Here is a 15,784-nt window from a genome sequence, read left to right as displayed (position 1 = left end):
CACCGCCGGGGTCCCCTCGCGAACCCGTGAGGCCCGAGAGCCAACCAGCCGGACCGGGACGGCGTCCTCTTCGTCGACGGAGAAAGGACGCGGACCCGCCGCGCGGTTTCTCGCCGGCCCGGGCAAGATCGGAAGTCGTAGGCTGACCGGAGCGAGTGCGCGACCGCAACGGCGTACCGCCCGGGCGATGAAGATCGTCAGGGGGATGGCGCTCGTCACGTACCCGTCGGTAGTGCGCCGGCACGCTGAGTCGCGTAGTCAACACACCACCCCGCGTGCACGTGCATCTGCTCATGCATTGGCATATGAACACAGCTATGATCCGAGGAAGTTGACACCTGCATCAAGCAACTCGGGGAGCTTCCAATGCACCAGGCGCATCCTGCGTACAACGGCATGGCGGCCACCGAGCTGGAGGGTGTCGTCTGGCAGAAGAGCAGGCACAGCAACTCCCAGGGGTCCTGCGTGGAGTTCGCCAAGCTCCCGGGCGGGAACGTGGCGATGCGCAATTCGCGCCACCCCGACGGGCCGGCTCTCGTCTACACGCCCGCCGAGATAGAGGCGCTGCTGCTCGGGGTCAAGGACGGGGAGTTCGACCACCTGGTCTGAGGTGGACGGCGACGTCCCGCACGCGAAGCTGCACGGGCACCCGCACCGTACGCGCCGCTCATGAGGTCCGGCCCGCGGCCGGACGGCGCGCGAAGGGCCCCGGCGGTCGCCGGGGCCCTGTCGATCTCGGTGTCGCACGATCGTGGCGCGGTCGCCGCTATTCCGACCCCAGCCGGAACAGCGCCCACACCACCTTGCCGTGCAGGGTCCCGGCCAGCGGGTGCCATCCCCAGCTGTCGCTGAAGGAGTCGACCAGGAACAGCCCGCGCCCGGACTCCGCCGCGCAGTCGCCCTCGGCCGCGCGGGCCTCCGGGCTCTTGTGGCTCGGGTCGCGCACGGCGCACACCAGTCGGCCGGTCCACCGCATCAGGTGCAGCCGGACGGGCGGGTTCTGGCCCTCCTCCTGAGGAGCGTCCGCGGGCATCGCGTGGCGCAGCGCGTTGGTGACGAGCTCGGAGACGACCAGCGCGACATCGTCGAAGCGGTCGGCGAGGTCCCAGTTCGTCAGCGTCGACTGCGTGAACTTCCGTGCGCCGCGCACCGCTTCGTAGCGAGGAGGCAGCGCGCAGGAGGCGGAGTTGGAGACGGCGGCGGGATCGATCGGCGGAAGCCCCTGCCGTAACGGCTCGAGCATGGTCGATCCATTCGTCCCCATGCGAGGCACTCCCGGGAATCGCGGCTGTGGTGCGACGGCGTGGTGCTAGAGGTGCTGCCAAGGGTGCTGCGCCGCTGCATCACGATCGAGTCCGCAGCCGCGCGGGGTCCATGGTTCCGAATGCGCCCACTGGATGCAAGGGCAGATGCACGTGCACGCGCCGGACCTGTCCGGCCACGCGCCGATTCTGTTGATATCTTCTGTCACCTCCTTTCGTCTCGTCCGTGAAGTCGCCCTGAAGTTGCCCTCTTTCCGTAATCGAATGTGTACGGGCTGAAGCGTTTAGTGGCAGAATCCGGGACCCGAGACCGTGAACGAGAGGCTCAAGTCGTGACCGCAGTCGAATCGAGCGGAACGAGCGGGAGTGTCGTCCGGCGCATCCTGCTGGGCTCGCAGCTGAGGCGGTTGCGCGAATCGCGTGGCATCACCCGTGAGGCGGCCGGCTACTCGATCCGTGCTTCCGAATCCAAGATCAGCCGTATGGAGTTGGGAAGGGTGAGCTTCAAGGCCAGGGACGTCGAGGACCTGCTCACGCTCTACGGGGTCGGCGACGAGGCCGAGCGCGACTCGCTTCTCGGGCTCGCCCGCGAGGCCAACGTGGCCGGGTGGTGGCACAGCTTCGGCGACGTACTGCCCGGCTGGTTCCAGACCTACATCGGCCTGGAAGGCGCCGCCTCGCTCATCCGCGTCTACGAAGTCCAGTTCGTCCACGGCCTGTTGCAGACCGAGGCATACGCCCAGGCGGTCGTCACCCGCGGCATGCCGGACGCCTCGCGCGCCGAGATCGACCGCCGCGTCGCCCTGCGCCTCGAACGCCAGAAGATCCTCGTCTCCGAGCGCGCCCCGCGCGTCCACGCCGTCCTCGACGAGGCCGCCCTGCGCCGGCCCTACGGCGACCGCTCGGTCATGCGCGGCCAGTTGAAGCACCTCATCGAGGTCTCGGAGCACCCCTCGGTCACCCTGCAGGTCATGCCCTTCAGCTTCGGCGGCCACGCCGGCGAGAGCGGCGCCTTCACCATGCTCAGCTTCCCGGAGTCCGACCTGTCCGACGTCGTCTACCTGGAGCAGCTCACCAGCGCCCTCTACCTCGACAAGCGCGAGGAGGTCGGTCAGTACACCCGGGTGATGGAGCGCCTCCAGGAGGACAGCCCCGATCCGGCGGAAACCCGTGATCTTCTCCGAGGACTCCTTCAACTCTCCTGATACGTAAGTACGATGACGTGACATCAGTTCACGTCCGTGCCGACGTCCGCCACCGCGGGTTAAGGGGTCTCGTCCTATGTCCTACTTCACCGACCTGGCCCACCAGTACATCGACGGCGAGTGGAAGCCCGGCAGCGGATCGTGGGACATCATCGACTTCAACCCGTACACCGGGGAGAAGCTCGCCTCGATCACGGTCGCCACCGCCGAAGAGGTCGACCGCGCCTACCGGGCGGCCGAGCGCGCCCAGACGGCGTGGGCCGAGACGAACCCGTACTCCCGCCGTCTCGTCTTCGAGCGCGCGCTGCGCATCGTCGAGGAGCGCGAGGAGGAGATCGCGGAGACGATCGTCGCCGAACTCGGCGGCACGCGCCTCAAGGCGGCTTTCGAACTGCACCTCGCCAAGGAGTTCCTGCGCGAGGCGATCCAGCTGGCGCTGCGCCCCGAGGGCCGGATCCTGCCCTCGCCGGTCGACGGCAAGGAGAACCGCGTCTACCGCCTGCCGGTCGGCGTCGTGGGTGTCATCTCCCCCTTCAACTTCCCCTTCCTGCTGTCGCTGAAGTCGGTCGCCCCCGCGCTGGCCCTCGGCAACGCCGTCGTCCTCAAGCCGCACCAGAACACCCCGATCTGCGGCGGCACCCTCGTCGCGAAGGTCCTGGAGGACGCCGGTCTGCCGGCCGGCCTGCTGAACGTCGTCGTGACGGACATCGCCGAGATCGGCGACGCCCTGCTGACCCACCCGGTGCCGAAGGTCATCTCCTTCACCGGCTCGGACAAGGTCGGGCGGCACGTCGCCACGGTCTGCGCGCAGCACTTCAAGCACGCCGTCCTCGAACTCGGCGGCAACAGCGCCCTCATCGTGCTGGACGACGCCGACGTCGACTACGCGGTCGACGCGGCGGTCTTCAGCCGTTTCGTCCACCAGGGCCAGGTGTGCATGGCCGCCAACCGCATCCTCGTGGACCGCACCCTGGAGCAGGAGTTCACCGAGAAGTTCACGGCGAAGGTCGCGACGCTGCGCGTCGGCGACCCGGCCGACCCGGCCACGCACATCGGTCCGCTCATCAACTCCCAGCAGGCCGAGTCCGTCTCGGCGCTCGTCGACCAGACCGTCGAGGACGGCGCCACGGCGCTCCTGCACGGCTCGGTGGACGGCAATCTCGTCTCGCCCTCCGTCCTCACCGGCATCGCGCCCGACGCGCCCGTGCTGAGCCAGGAGATCTTCGGCCCGGTGGCGCTGATCGTCCCCTTCGACGGCGAGGACGAGGCGGTGCGCATCGCCAACGACACGCCCTACGGGCTGAGCGGCGCCGTCCACACCGGTGACGTCGAGCGCGGGGTGCGGATCGCCAAGCGCATCCACACCGGCATGATCCACATCAACGACGGCACCGTGCACGACGAGCCGATCGTCCCGTTCGGCGGTGAGAAGCACTCGGGCATAGGGCGGCTGAACGGCGACTCGATGATCGACGCCTTCACGACCCAGAAGTGGATCTCGGTCCAGCACGGCCGCAGCCGCTTCCCGTTCTGACCCCCGGCCCCGGCCGGGGTGTCCGGCCGGGGTTCCCGGGAGGGCCTTCGCGGGGTCGTTCCCGGCCCGTCACCCTCCCGCGTCGAGTTGCGGACCGTAGTTGTCCGCAAGCCTCCGTAGCGTGGGGGTTGTCGGGAAGGCGCAGGGCCCCCGGCCGTGCACCCGGCACACCACTGAGAGGCGGACACCCATGGTCACCCACGTTCCCGCGGCGGCTCCCGGCGACGAGCGCGGCACGCTCCTGAACTTCGTCGAGGCCCAGCGCGCGGCGGTCCGCCGCTCCGTCCTCGGACTCACCGAGGAGCAGGCCGCCGGCCGCCCCAGCGCCAGCGAGCTGAGCCTGTCCGGGCTGGTCAAGCACGTGGCGGAGATGGAGCTCAACTGGCTTCGGCTGGCCCAGCAGCGCCCCAACGAGCGCCAGCGCACGCAGGAGACCTGGGGGGACAGCTTCCGGCTCGTCGAGGGCGAGTCGATCCCGGACGTGCTGGCCTTCTGGGACGACGTGGCCAAGGAGACCGAGGCGTTCATCCTCGCCGTGCCCGCCCTCGACGACACCTTCCCGCTGCCGCCGGCCCCCTGGTTCCCCGAGGACGGCGCCGTGTCGATGCGCTGGCTGATGCTCCACCTGGTCGAGGAGATCGCCCGGCACGCCGGGCACGCGGACATCATCCGGGAGTCCCTGGACGGCAGGACGTCCTTCGAACTGGTGGCGCTGGAGCAGGGGCACTGAATCCCCCGTACCCTAGTCAAAATTGACTAGGAGGTGTGCGGATGTCGGCGATCCGGCTTCTTGTCCTGGGCGCGGTGCGTCAGCACGGCCGCGCCCACGGCTACCAGGTCCGCAACGACCTGGAGTTCTGGGGCGCGCACGAGTGGTCCAACGCCAAGCCCGGCTCGATCTACCACGCGCTCAAGCAGATGGAGAAGCAGGGACTGCTCCGCGCCCACGAGATCGCGCCGAGCACCGCCGGCGGCCCGCCCAGGACCGAGTACGAGGTGACCGGGCGCGGCACGGAGGAGTACTTCGCGCTGCTGCGTGAGGCGCTGGCCACGCACGACCAGAAGACGGACGTCCTGTCGGCGGGGATCGGCTTCATCGTCGACCTCCCGCGGGCGGAGGTGGTGGAGCTGCTGCGGCGGCGGGTCCAGGGGCTCGACGCGTGGCGCGCCACCGTCACCGAGTACTACACCCCCGAGGGCGGCCCGGGGCAGCTGGGCCACATCGGCGAGATCATGCACATGTGGGTCCACTCGGCCGACGCCGGCAAGGAGTGGACGCTCGGCCTGATCGAACGGATCGAGGCGGGCGCCTACTCCTTCGCCGGAGAGGGCGGGGAGCCCTTCCTCGGCGTCCTCGCGGAGGGGCAGGAGAACCCGTACGCGACGGGTGGCGACGACGGTGAGGGCGACGCGGAGTCCTGACCGGGGCGTCGCCGGAGGATGACTATTCAAGTTTGACCAATGGGACCGGCAGGGTTAGTTTGATGGAGTAGTCAAATTTGATTACCGAGTGGGACGGCTGGAGGACCACGGATGACTGACGCGATCGTCGTCGAGGGCGCGCGCAAACGGTACGGGGACAAGCAGGCTCTCGACGGCCTGGACCTGGTCGTCGGGAGCGGCACGGTGCACGGCGTGCTCGGACCCAACGGCGCCGGCAAGACCACGGCGGTGCGGATCCTCGCCACCCTGCTCCGCCACGACGAGGGGACCGTCCGGGTCGCCGGGCTCGACGTCCGCACCCGGGCGGGCGAGGTCCGGCGGCGGATCGGACTGCTCGGCCAGCACGCCGCCGTGGACGAGGAGCTCGGCGGCCGGCAGAACCTGGAGATGTTCGGCCGGCTCCACCACCTGGGCGCCCGGCGCGCGGGGACCCGGGCCGACGAACTCCTGGAACGCTTCGGGCTGACCGAGACCGGGCGCAGGCCGGTCGGCCGCTACAGCGGGGGCATGCGCCGCCGCCTCGACCTCGCGGCCTCGCTGATCACCGAGCCGGACGTGCTGTTCCTCGACGAACCCACCACCGGACTCGACCCCCGCGGCCGCAACGAGGTGTGGGAATCGGTGCGTTCCCTGGTCGGCGGCGGCACGACCGTCCTGCTGACCACGCAGTACCTGGAGGAGGCCGACCAGCTCGCCGACCGGATCTCGCTGGTGGACCGCGGGCGGGTCGTCGCCGACGGCACCGCCGACGAGCTGAAGGCCCGGGTCGGCGGCGACCGGATCGACGTCGTGCTGCGCGACGCCCGGCGCCTGGACGAGGCGGCGGCGCTGCTCCCCTCGGCTGAACCGGCCGTCGACCGCGACCGGCGGCGGATCAGCGCCCCGGTACGGGACCGGATGGCCGCACTGGCCGAGACCGTACGGGCCCTGGAGGCGGCCGGGATCGAGGCGGAGGACATCGCCGTCCGGCGGCCCACCCTGGACGAGGTCTTCCTCCACCTGACCGACGCGAAGGAGGTGGCCGCATGAGCGCGGTCTACGTGGTGAGCGACTGCTGGACCATGACCCGGCGTGAACTCGCCCACTGGGCGCGGCAGCCGGTACAGGTCCTGGTCGGGCTGGTCTTCCCGGTCATGATGCTGCTGATGTTCGGCTACCTCGTCGGCGGCGGGCGCGGGGTCGAGGGGGAGTACGTCGACTTCCTCGTGCCCGGCATGCTCACCCTGACCATGGTCTTCGGGCTCGAAGGCACGATGACGGCGGTCACCCAGGACCTGAACAAGGGCGTGATCGACCGCTTCCGCTCGATGCCGATGGCCGACGGCGCGGTCCTTGTGGGGCGTTCGGCCGCGGACATGCTCCAGTCGACGGCCGGACTGCTGCTGATGGCCGGGGTCGGCTACGCCATCGGCTGGCGCGCACACGGCGGATTCGGCGCCTTCGTGGGGGCCTTGGGGCTGCTGCTCCTGCTGCGCTTCGCGATGCTGTGGATGGGGATCTTCCTCGCGATGGTCGCGGGCCGGGCGGAGATGGTCCAGGCGGTGCAGATCCTGGTCTGGCCGATCGGCTTCCTCTCCAACGCCTTCGCCTCTCCCGCGTCCATGCCGGGCTGGCTGGCCTCCGTCGTGGAGTGGAACCCGATGTCGGCGACGGCGACGGCGGTCCGTGACCTCTTCGGCAACCCGGGCGGGGAGCCGGGGCACGTGATGGCGGCGGTGGTGTGGCCGGTGGTGCTGTTCGCGGTCTTCTTCCCGCTGGCGGTCGGCAGGTTCCGGCGCCTGAGCGGCTGAGCGGCCGGGTCCCGCCCGGGCGGGACCCGGCCGGACGGGGTGCGCCGGCGGGCGCGCCCCGTCCCCCGTGGCCTTCGGTGGCGGCCTTCAGTGGTGGAAGGAGGTCGCCGCCGACTTGTCGCGGTTCATCGGGTGCTGCTGGGCGCGCAGCTCGGGGAGCAGCCGGTTCAGGTCGTCGACGAAGAGGTCCGCGAGGTCGGCCGAGAAGCCGTTGCGGCAGACCACGCGCAGGACGGACAGGTCCTCCCGGTCGGCGGGGAACGTGTACGCGGGGACGAGCCAGCCGTGTTCGCGCAGCCGCCGCGAGACGTCGAAGACGTCGAAGGCCGTGATCTCGGGGGCGGTGGTGAAGGCGAAGACGGGCAGCTGGTCGCCGCGGGTCAGCAGCCGGAAGTCGCCCATCGCGTCGATCCGTTCGGCGAGCCCGCGGGCGATGTCGCGGCTGGTCTGCTGGACGGCCCGGTAGCCCTCCCGGCCGAGTCTCAGGAACGTGTAGTACTGCGCGACGACCTGGGCGCCCGGCCGGGAGAAGTTGAGGGCGAAGGTGGGCATGTCGCCGCCCAGGTAGTTGACCCGGAAGACCAGTTCCTCGGGCAGTTCGGCGGGCGAGCGCCACAGGGCCCAGCCGACGCCCGGGTAGACCAGGCCGTACTTGTGGCCGGAGGTGTTGATGGAGGAGACCCGCGGCAGCCGGAAGTCCCAGACCAGGTCCTCGTCGAGGAAGGGGGCGATCATCGCGCCGGAGGCGCCGTCCACGTGGACGGGGATGTCGAGCCCGGTCCGTTCCTCGAGGGCGTCGAGGGCGGCGCAGATCTCGGCGACGGGTTCGTAGGAGCCGTCGAAGGTGGAGCCGAGCACGGCGACGACACCGATGGTGTTCTCGTCGCAGAGGTCCGCCGCCGACTGCGCGTCCATGTGGAAGCGGTCGCCCTCCATGGGCACGAGGCGGGCCTCGACCTCCCAGAAGTTGCAGAACTTCTCCCAGCAGACCTGGACGTTGACGCCCATCACCAGGTTGGGCCGGGCGCTGCCGGGGTAGCGGTCGCCGTTGCGCTGGGCCCAGCGGCGCTTGAGGGCCATGCCGGCGAGCATGCACGCCTCGCTGGAGCCGGTGGTGGAACAGCCGACGGCGGTGTCCGGGTCGGGGGCGTTCCAGAGGTCGGCCAGCATCGCCACGCAACGGCGCTCCAGCTCGGCGGTGCGCGGGTACTCGTCCTTGTCGATCATGTTCTTGTCGCGGCACTCCGCCATCAGCACCCCGGCCTGCGGCTCCATCCAGGTGGTGACGAAGGTGGCGAGGTTGAGCCGCGAGTTGCCGTCGAGCATCAGCTCGTCGTGGACGAGCTGGTACGCGCTCATGGGTGGCAGGGGCCCGTCGGGCAGACGGTGGTGCGGGGGCGCGTCGGTCATGCCGCCGATGGGGTTGGCCAGCCCGTAGAAGGGGTTGAGGGCGAGGCGACGGTCCGCCCCGGGTTCGCCGGGGCCCTTGTGCAGGGGCATGGGGAGACTCCTTCGGATGGGGTGTCAGTGCAGGGAGGCACCGGACGGGTCGAGTTCGAGCTGGGGCCGCCCGGTGACGACCAGCCAGGCCGGCAGCGAGGCCAGGCAGAGCAGGGGGAGCACCGGGGGAGAGGCGACGAGGACGGCGGCGACGAAGAGGCTCACCCAGCCCTGCCGGGTGGTCGCGAGGAGCACGCCGAGCACGGCGGAGGAGACGGCGACGGCCGGTGCGATCTCCGGTACGAGGGCCTGGGCGAACAGGCCGAAGGCGACGCCGATGAACACGGCGGGGAAGATCCGGCCGCCGACGAAGCCGCAGGACGCGGCGACCAGCAGGGCGGCGAGCTTGACCACGGCCATCCGGCTCAGCTCGCCCGGCGTCCAGTCGCCGATGTCCGCGGTGAGCGTCTTGACCTCCTCCAGGCCCTTGAAGAGCGTCAGATGCCCGCCGATGGTCGCCAGCAGGCCGAGGACGAGGCCGCCGAGCGGCAGCATCAGCATCGGGTGCCGCAGCCGGTGGAAGGCGCGGTGGACGTGGGGGAAGGCGTAGCAGGCGAGGAGGCCGAAGAGGGCCGCGGCCGTGGCGATGACCATCGCGGCGAGCAGGTCGCCCCAGCCCGGGTCGCTCAACGGGGGCAGCGCCAGGTCGAAGCTGGCGTGCGCGAGCAGCGTCGTGGTCATCGCCCCGGCTCCCGCGGCGACCAGTGGGGCGAAGAGCCGGTCCCAGAGCGATCCGGGGCCGGGCGTGTGGGTGAGGGCCTCGGAGATGACCAGGGCGGCCGCCACGGGGGTCCCGAAGAGGGCGCCGATGGTGGCCGCGGAGGCGAGCGAGACCCACAGGGCGCCCGGCAGGGAGGGCCGGGCCCTGGTGCCGAGCCAGTAGGCGAGGGCGATGTTGGCCGCGATGATCGGGTTCTCCGGGCCGAGGCTGACCCCGCCCGCCAGCGCCAGCGCCGTGGCGAGCAGCAGGCCGGGGACGATCCGCGGGGACATGGGGGCGCCGCCGAGTCCGGTGGAGGCGGGGTCGGGTCCGGCGTGCCCGGAGATCCTCCAGACGACCAGCCCGACCGCGATGCCGGTGGCGGTGAGCATGACGATCATCCAGAGGGAGGAGTAGCCGCCGATGCCCAGTGCGTCCGGAAGGGTTTTCCAGAGGACGTGCTGGAACTCCTCGGCCGCCACGCTCACGCCCAGGAACAGCAGACTCGCGGCCACGCCGACCACGAGGGCGGGCAGGATCTGCGGCAGCAGCACCCGCAGCGGGGCCGGCGGCACGGGCGCGGGCGACGGTGTATCGGTGACCACCGGCTCACCATATGTGAGCAAAAGCCGCATAACATCCCGAGATTCGGGCGGCACCTCACGTCGCGTCGGCGAATCCGCTCCACCGCGGACCGGCTGAGCACCTCCGTACACCCGCCCGCGTGACCGCGGACCGGTGGCCCGCCCGGCCGCGGCGGTACGGGGCGGAGCCGGGAGCGCGGCCGCCGGCTCCGCCCACACCACCGCGCCGACCGCGACCGCGCCCCGGATCAGGCGCGGGGGGCGATCACGGCCGCGGTGCCGTAGGCACAGACCTCCGTGCCCACGTCCGCGGCCTCCGTCACGTCGAAGCGGAACATCAGCACCGCGTTCGCGCCGCGCGCCCGCGCCTGCTCCACCAGCCGTTCCATCGCCTGGTTGCGGGTCTCGACCAGGGTCTTCGTCAGACCCTTCAGCTCACCGCCGATCATCGACTTCAGCCCCGCGCCGATCTGGCTGCCCAGATGCCGGGACCGCACGGTGAGCCCGAAGACCTCGCCGATCACCTGTTGGACCTGGTAGCCGGGGACGTCGTTGGTCGTGACGACCAGCACATCGGACTGCGGACCCTGCCCGCCGCCGTAATCCTCGATGCCCATGCGCATCCACCTCCTGGCCCCCAGCCTCGGGCGCTCCACGCCCTGCCGCATCCTGGAGGGGGCCGGTGGAACCCGGACCCGAAAGAATGCGTTGATACCTTGAGGCGGCCGTACCCCCGCCCCCATCGACCGAGCAGGAGCCCGGAACCCGTGAACACGCTTGCCCTCGGACCGAGCTGGCTGGACCCGGACTACCTGATCCAGACCTTCGGTCTGATCGGTGTCCTGGTCATCGTCTTCGCCGAGTCCGGCCTGCTCATCGGGTTCTTCCTGCCCGGTGACTCGCTGCTCTTCACCACCGGCCTGCTGGTCACCACCGGCAAGCTGGACACACCGCTGTGGCTGGTCTGCACCCTCGTCGCGCTCGCCGCGATCATCGGCGACCAGGTCGGCTACCTCTTCGGCCGCAAGGTGGGCCCGTCCCTCTTCAAGCGCCCCGACTCCAAGCTCTTCAAGCAGGAGAACGTCGAGAAGGCGCACGAGTTCTTCGAGAAGCACGGCCCGAAGTCGCTGATCCTGGCCCGCTTCGTGCCCATCGTGCGCACGTTCACGCCGATCATCGCCGGCGTGAGCCGGATGAACTACCGCTCGTTCATCATCTTCAACATCGTCGGCGGTCTGCTCTGGGGCGTGGGGGTCACCCTCCTGGGCGCCTCCCTCGGCAAGATCGACTTCGTGCACGAGCACATCGAGGCGATCCTCATCCTGATCGTCCTCATCTCGGTCGTCCCGATCGCGATCGAGTTCCTCCGCGCCCGCTCCCAGAGCAAGAAGGCCGCCCGCGCCCAGGGCGACCAGGGCGACTCCCCGACTTCCACGGAGCGCGGCCGGCACGCCAAGCGCTAGGGCCTGTCTTCAAAGTCCCTCCCCCTGGGCTTCGCCCGGGAGGTGCCCCCAGCTCGCGGCGCCCGGTACCGCGCTCCCCCGTGGCCCTTCGGGCACGGGAGGGGCCCCCACGCCGCGTTGTCGAAGCGTCAGAGTACGTCCAGTACGCGGACGCTCCTCCGCCTTGCGATGCACGGCACCGGACACCGCGAGCCCGACCGGCGCTACTTTGAAGACAGGCCCTAGAGACCCCCGGCCCCCGGCCGGACCCTCCCGCGTCCCGCGGCCCCGCAGGCACCCTGCGAGCCCGCGGGACGCCTGCGTGGAGGACCCGTACGGGACGACCGCGCGGGCGCCACCGCGGCGTCCCCCCGGGTCCCGCCCCGAAGGTCTCGACAGGGCTCAGAAGCCCCTCGTCCGCTTCGCCGCCCGGCGGGCCGCCGCCGCGCGCGGCGCCTGCATGAACAGCCGGGCCAGCTCGCTTCCGAGGTTCACCCCGATGGCGATCGCCAGCGCCAGGGCCGCCGCCTTGGCCAGCGACGCGAAGCCCTGGTCCAGGTTGTTCTGCGCGATCGCCAGCACCCCGAAATAGGTCGCCGAACCCGGCAGCAGCGGCCCGATCGCCGCCGTCACGTACGGCAGCGAGGACGTGTGGTGGTAGCGGGCGATCAGCTGCCCGAACAGACCCACCAGGCCCGCCGCCACCGCCGTCGCCATCACCGCCGACCCGTCCGCGGTCACCGCGATCGACGCGTACACGACCCAGGCCACGCCACCGTTCAGCGTCGCGAACACCACCGTCTCGCGCGACTGCTGCAACAGGATCGCGAAGGTCGCGCACAGCACCATCGCCGCCACGATCTGGATCGCCGGCCGCTCCACCGCGCTCAGCGCGCCCTCCGGATTGAGCTGCGCGTCGAACTGCACCGCCAGGTACAGCACCGACAGCACGCCCACCACGATCGCCACGAAGAAGTACCCGACCTCCAGCAGCCGGGCCGAGGCCGTGATGTAGAAGCCGGTCAGACCGTCCTGCACCGCCGCCACCAGGGCCCGCCCCGGAATCAGCGCGAACAGGCCACCCGTGATGACCGCCGACGGCCTCAGATCCGTGTGCAGCAGCGTCAGCAGCACCCCCATCGCGGCCGGCGGCATCGCCGCCACCAGGAACTGGTAGAACTCCGGCAGCCCGCGCCCCGCGCACAGCCACGCCAGCCGGTCGCCCAGCACCGCGCCCAGCGCCGCCACGAAGAACACCGTCGTGTCACCGCCCAGCAGCACCGAGGCGGCACCCGCCAGCACGCCCGCCGCCGCCGTCTGCACCCAGCCCGGATACGGGTGCCGGTTACGCCGTATGTCCGCCAGCCGCCGGTACGCCTCCTCCGGCGTGACCTCGTGCGCCTCCGCGTTGATGTCGGCGAGCAGCTGGTAGACCGCCGCCAGCCGCGTGTAGTCCGTGCCCCGCCGCCGCACCGTCCGGTTCGCCGTGATCGGATCGTCCACCAGCGACGGCTGGTGCGTGATCGACAGCAGCGTGAACGTCACCGTCGGCTCGCACCGGTCCAGCCCGTACGAGCGGCAGATCGCGAACATCGCCGCCTCGACGTCCTCCGCGGCCTCGCCGCCCGCCAGCAGCAGCTCCCCGATGCGCAGGGTCAGGTCCAGGACACGCCCCACGGCCGGCCCGGACTCGTCCTCCTTGCGCGTCTCCGGCACCGGACGCTCGCTCACCGGCAGCCGCAGCATCGTCCGCATCCGGTCCTGCCACGGCGCGTCCACCGGCAGCTTCGCCAGCGGGATGCCGTGCGCCGGCGTGAACGCCGCCGGCGCCTGCTTCACGGAATACGTCGACGGCGTGGCGAACGCCGACCCCTCCGGCTCCGCGGCCGGCTCCGGATGGAAGCCCTTGGGCACGGCGAACTCGGAGGTCGGATGCTCCTCCTCCGGCGGCACAGGCTGCTCGACCCCCGCGGGCGGGGTGAAAGCGCTGCGCGCCTCGTCCGACTGCGGCTTGCGGTCCTCGGGGCCCTCCGGCTCCGCCACTGTTCTCGCCCTCACTCCGCGGCACACACGGCCGAAACCAGTATGAACGCGCGACGGGCGGCACACCCCGAGAGGTGTGCCGCCCGCCGCGTCACAGCTGTACGCCTATGGGAACGCCCCGATCAGTGGGCGCCGCCCTGCGCCTCCAGGCGCTTGTAGGAGGCCTCGATCTCGGCCTCGGCCTCGGCGCGACCGACCCAGTCCGCACCCTCGACCGACTTGCCCGGCTCCAGGTCCTTGTAGACCTCGAAGAAGTGCTGGATCTCCAGGCGGTCGAACTCGGAGACGTGGTGGATGTCACGCAGGTGCTCCACACGCGGGTCCGACGCGGGGACGCACAGCAGCTTGTCGTCGCCGCCGGCCTCGTCCGTCATCCGGAACATGCCGATCGCGCGGCACTTGATCAGGCAGCCCGGGAACGTCGGCTCGTCGAGGATGACCAGGGCGTCCAGCGGGTCGCCGTCCTCGCCCAGGGTGTTCTCGACGAAGCCGTAGTCGGCCGGGTAGCTGGTCGAGGTGAACAGACGGCGGTCCAGACGGATGCGACCCGTCTCGTGGTCGACCTCGTACTTGTTCCGCGACCCCTTCGGGATCTCGATGGTGACGTCGAACTCCACGGGTGGCTCCTCCTGAATCAACACATGTGAATGCCCTGCGGCAACGCGCAGTGATTAAGTGTCCCTCACGCCTGTGTGTGATCGCGAAAGGGGCTGGTCAGCAATGCCGGAGCCGAGGCTGTGGCAGCTCACGGCGTGCTCTGCCGTGCTCGGTCTGGCACTGGCCGCCGGAGCGGTGGCCGCCGCCGGCCCATGGGACACGGGTCAGCGTAAGGCCGAGCGGGCCCGCGCAGCCGCCACCGAGGGGACAGGTGGCGCACATCACGCGCGAACCGGAGCCCCCGCCGCCCCTCCGCGCCCCGCACCGGCCCCCAGCGCCGCCGGCGTCCTCCGCGCCCTCGACACCCCCCGCACCACCCGCCCCGCGGACCTCGCCGCCACCCTCGTCCCCCTCCTCGCCGACCCCGGCCTCGGCCCCCTGCGCACCGCCTCGGTCGTCGACGTCGCCACCGGCAGACAGCTCTACGGCGAGGGCGCCACCACCCCCATGACCCCCGCCTCCACCATCAAGATCGCCACCACCGCGGCCGCCCTCTCCGCCCTGGGCCCCGACCACCGCATCACCACCACCGTCGTCGCCTCACCCGACGGCCGCACCCTCACCCTCGTCGGCGGCGGAGACCCCACCCTCGACCGCGCCCGGCTCACCACCCTCGCCGCGAGCACCGCCCGCGCCCTCGGCCCGCGCCGCACCACCCCCGTACGGCTCACCTACGACACGAGCCTCTACCAGGGACCCAGCCGCCACCCCATCGGCCCCAACGACAACATCGCCCCCGTCAGCGCCCTCATGACCCGCGAAGGACGCCTCGACGACTCCACCCACGGCCCCGCCCCCCGCACCGCCGACCCCGCCGCCGACACCGCCACCACCTTCGCCGGACTCCTCGGCCGCGCCGGCGTCCACGTCACCGGCACCCCGACCCCCGGCCGTGCCCCCACCGTCACCACCGCCCAGGACCACAAGGCCCCCGCGAGCCCGGGAGCCACCAACACCGGCACCCCGACCACCCCCACGACCGGCACGACCACCACCACCGACCCCAAGACCCCCCAGACGGGCACCCTCCTCGCCCGCACCCACTCCGCACCCCTCGCCGACCTCGTCGAACGCACCCTCACCCACAGCGACAACGACCTCGCCGAAGCACTCGCCCGCCAGACCGCCCTCGCCCACCGGCAACCCGCCAGCTTCACCGGCGCCGCCAAAGCCGTACGCGACGAACTCACCCGCCTCGGCCTCCCCACCACCGGCGCCCACTTCGCCGACGGCAGCGGCCTCTCCCGAGCCGACCGCCTCTCCGCCGCACTCCTCACCGCCCTGCTGACCCGCGCCGCCGACCCCGCGCACCCGGCCCTGCGCCCCGTCCTCACCGGCCTCCCCGTCAGCGGCTTCACCGGCACCCTCCAGGACCGCTTCGACACCACCACCGCCCACACCGGCGCCGGCCTCGTCCGCGCCAAGACAGGCACCCTCACCGGCGTCAACACCCTCGCCGGAACCGTCGTCACCACCGACGGACGACTCCTCGCCTTCGCCTTCCTCGCCGGCCGCACACCCTCCCCCGCCACCGCGCAGCCCGCCCTGGACCGGCTCTCCGCCGCCCTCACCGCACCCCGCTGACCCGCCGCCGACCCCCACCCGAACCACACCGAACCCGCTC

The 15,784-nt window shown here is 71.4% G+C and carries 15 protein-coding genes and 1 pseudogene; 10 read left to right on the top strand and 6 right to left on the bottom strand.

The window, feature by feature from the left end; genetic code table 11:
- Positions 1-115: 115 nt before the first annotated feature.
- Together ACGFZF_RS07880 and ACGFZF_RS07875 are read left to right on the top strand one after the other, a co-directional pair.
- Positions 116-202 (top strand): annotated as a pseudogene (locus tag ACGFZF_RS07880) (hypothetical protein); the annotation flags it as partial.
- Between the two features lie 164 nt (positions 203-366).
- Positions 367-609, top strand: a complete 243-nt coding sequence (locus ACGFZF_RS07875) for a DUF397 domain-containing protein (RefSeq protein ID WP_393551951.1) — start codon at positions 367-369, stop codon at positions 607-609.
- Between the two features lie 157 nt (positions 610-766).
- Here the strand turns inward: ACGFZF_RS07875 and ACGFZF_RS07870 are convergent, their stop codons facing one another.
- The gene (locus ACGFZF_RS07870; RefSeq protein WP_356603711.1) at positions 767-1,264 is read right to left on the bottom strand and encodes an ATP-binding protein; all 498 of its coding nucleotides are present in this window, start codon (positions 1,262-1,264) and stop codon (positions 767-769) included.
- Between the two features lie 330 nt (positions 1,265-1,594).
- On the opposite strand from ACGFZF_RS07870, the gene ACGFZF_RS07865 reads away from it, so the two are divergent.
- The 6 genes from ACGFZF_RS07865 (at position 1,595) to ACGFZF_RS07840 (ending at position 7,234) form a co-directional block, all read left to right on the top strand.
- Positions 1,595-2,467, top strand: coding sequence for a helix-turn-helix domain-containing protein (locus ACGFZF_RS07865; protein WP_393551949.1), 873 nt, complete (start codon positions 1,595-1,597; stop codon positions 2,465-2,467).
- A 76-nt stretch (positions 2,468-2,543) separates the two neighbouring features.
- Positions 2,544-4,001 carry an aldehyde dehydrogenase family protein gene (locus ACGFZF_RS07860; RefSeq protein WP_356603715.1) on the top strand — a complete coding sequence of 486 codons (1,458 nt, stop codon included), beginning with the start codon at positions 2,544-2,546 and terminating at the stop codon, positions 3,999-4,001.
- Between the two features lie 190 nt (positions 4,002-4,191).
- Entirely contained in the window at positions 4,192-4,731 is a 540-nt protein-coding gene (locus ACGFZF_RS07855; RefSeq protein ID WP_356603717.1) for a DinB family protein, read from the top strand.
- A 41-nt stretch (positions 4,732-4,772) separates the two neighbouring features.
- Complete coding sequence (locus ACGFZF_RS07850; RefSeq protein ID WP_393551946.1) at positions 4,773-5,423, top strand: PadR family transcriptional regulator; 651 nt, start codon at positions 4,773-4,775, stop codon at positions 5,421-5,423.
- Between the two features lie 111 nt (positions 5,424-5,534).
- Positions 5,535-6,473 carry an ATP-binding cassette domain-containing protein gene (locus ACGFZF_RS07845; protein ID WP_393551943.1) on the top strand — a complete coding sequence of 313 codons (939 nt, stop codon included), beginning with the start codon at positions 5,535-5,537 and terminating at the stop codon, positions 6,471-6,473.
- The gene (locus ACGFZF_RS07840; protein ID WP_393551941.1) at positions 6,470-7,234 is read left to right on the top strand and encodes an ABC transporter permease; all 765 of its coding nucleotides are present in this window, start codon (positions 6,470-6,472) and stop codon (positions 7,232-7,234) included. The genes ACGFZF_RS07845 and ACGFZF_RS07840 overlap by 4 nt, the downstream gene beginning before the upstream one ends.
- A gap of 87 nt (positions 7,235-7,321) precedes the next feature.
- Here ACGFZF_RS07840 and ACGFZF_RS07835 read toward each other — a convergent pair whose 3' ends face one another.
- The 3 genes from ACGFZF_RS07835 to ACGFZF_RS07825 all read right to left on the bottom strand — a co-directional run bounded on the left by ACGFZF_RS07835 (position 7,322) and on the right by ACGFZF_RS07825 (position 10,635).
- Positions 7,322-8,734 (bottom strand): glutamate decarboxylase, encoded by a 1,413-nt coding sequence (locus tag ACGFZF_RS07835; RefSeq protein WP_393551939.1) that lies wholly within the window; start codon positions 8,732-8,734, stop codon positions 7,322-7,324.
- A gap of 24 nt (positions 8,735-8,758) precedes the next feature.
- Positions 8,759-10,039, bottom strand: a complete 1,281-nt coding sequence (locus ACGFZF_RS07830; RefSeq protein ID WP_393551937.1) for an ion channel protein — start codon at positions 10,037-10,039, stop codon at positions 8,759-8,761.
- A 227-nt stretch (positions 10,040-10,266) separates the two neighbouring features.
- Entirely contained in the window at positions 10,267-10,635 is a 369-nt protein-coding gene (locus tag ACGFZF_RS07825) for a YbjQ family protein (protein ID WP_147979029.1), read from the bottom strand.
- A 150-nt stretch (positions 10,636-10,785) separates the two neighbouring features.
- Between ACGFZF_RS07825 and ACGFZF_RS07820 the strand changes: the two genes are divergently transcribed.
- On the top strand, positions 10,786-11,481 hold the full coding sequence (locus ACGFZF_RS07820; RefSeq protein WP_393551935.1) for a DedA family protein: 696 nt from the start codon (positions 10,786-10,788) through the stop codon (positions 11,479-11,481).
- A gap of 381 nt (positions 11,482-11,862) precedes the next feature.
- On the opposite strand, the gene ACGFZF_RS07815 is transcribed toward ACGFZF_RS07820, so the two are convergent.
- Together ACGFZF_RS07815 and ACGFZF_RS07810 are read right to left on the bottom strand one after the other, a co-directional pair.
- Positions 11,863-13,503 (bottom strand): threonine/serine exporter family protein, encoded by a 1,641-nt coding sequence (locus ACGFZF_RS07815; protein ID WP_393551933.1) that lies wholly within the window; start codon positions 13,501-13,503, stop codon positions 11,863-11,865.
- A 122-nt stretch (positions 13,504-13,625) separates the two neighbouring features.
- On the bottom strand, positions 13,626-14,120 hold the full coding sequence (locus ACGFZF_RS07810) for an inorganic diphosphatase (protein ID WP_003968257.1): 495 nt from the start codon (positions 14,118-14,120) through the stop codon (positions 13,626-13,628).
- 103 nt (positions 14,121-14,223) lie between these two features.
- Here ACGFZF_RS07810 and dacB point away from each other — a divergent pair, with 103 nt between their 5' ends.
- Complete coding sequence (gene dacB, locus ACGFZF_RS07805; RefSeq protein WP_393551931.1) at positions 14,224-15,744, top strand: D-alanyl-D-alanine carboxypeptidase/D-alanyl-D-alanine-endopeptidase; 1,521 nt, start codon at positions 14,224-14,226, stop codon at positions 15,742-15,744.
- The last annotated feature ends 40 nt before the right edge of the window (positions 15,745-15,784 follow it).

The sequence above is a fragment of the Streptomyces sp. NPDC048338 genome (genome assembly GCF_043201055.1).
Lineage (GTDB): Bacteria > Actinomycetota > Actinomycetes > Streptomycetales > Streptomycetaceae > Streptomyces.
The sequence above is the reverse complement of the archived record's forward strand: the minus strand, read 5'-3'. Positions and strand labels throughout refer to the sequence as shown.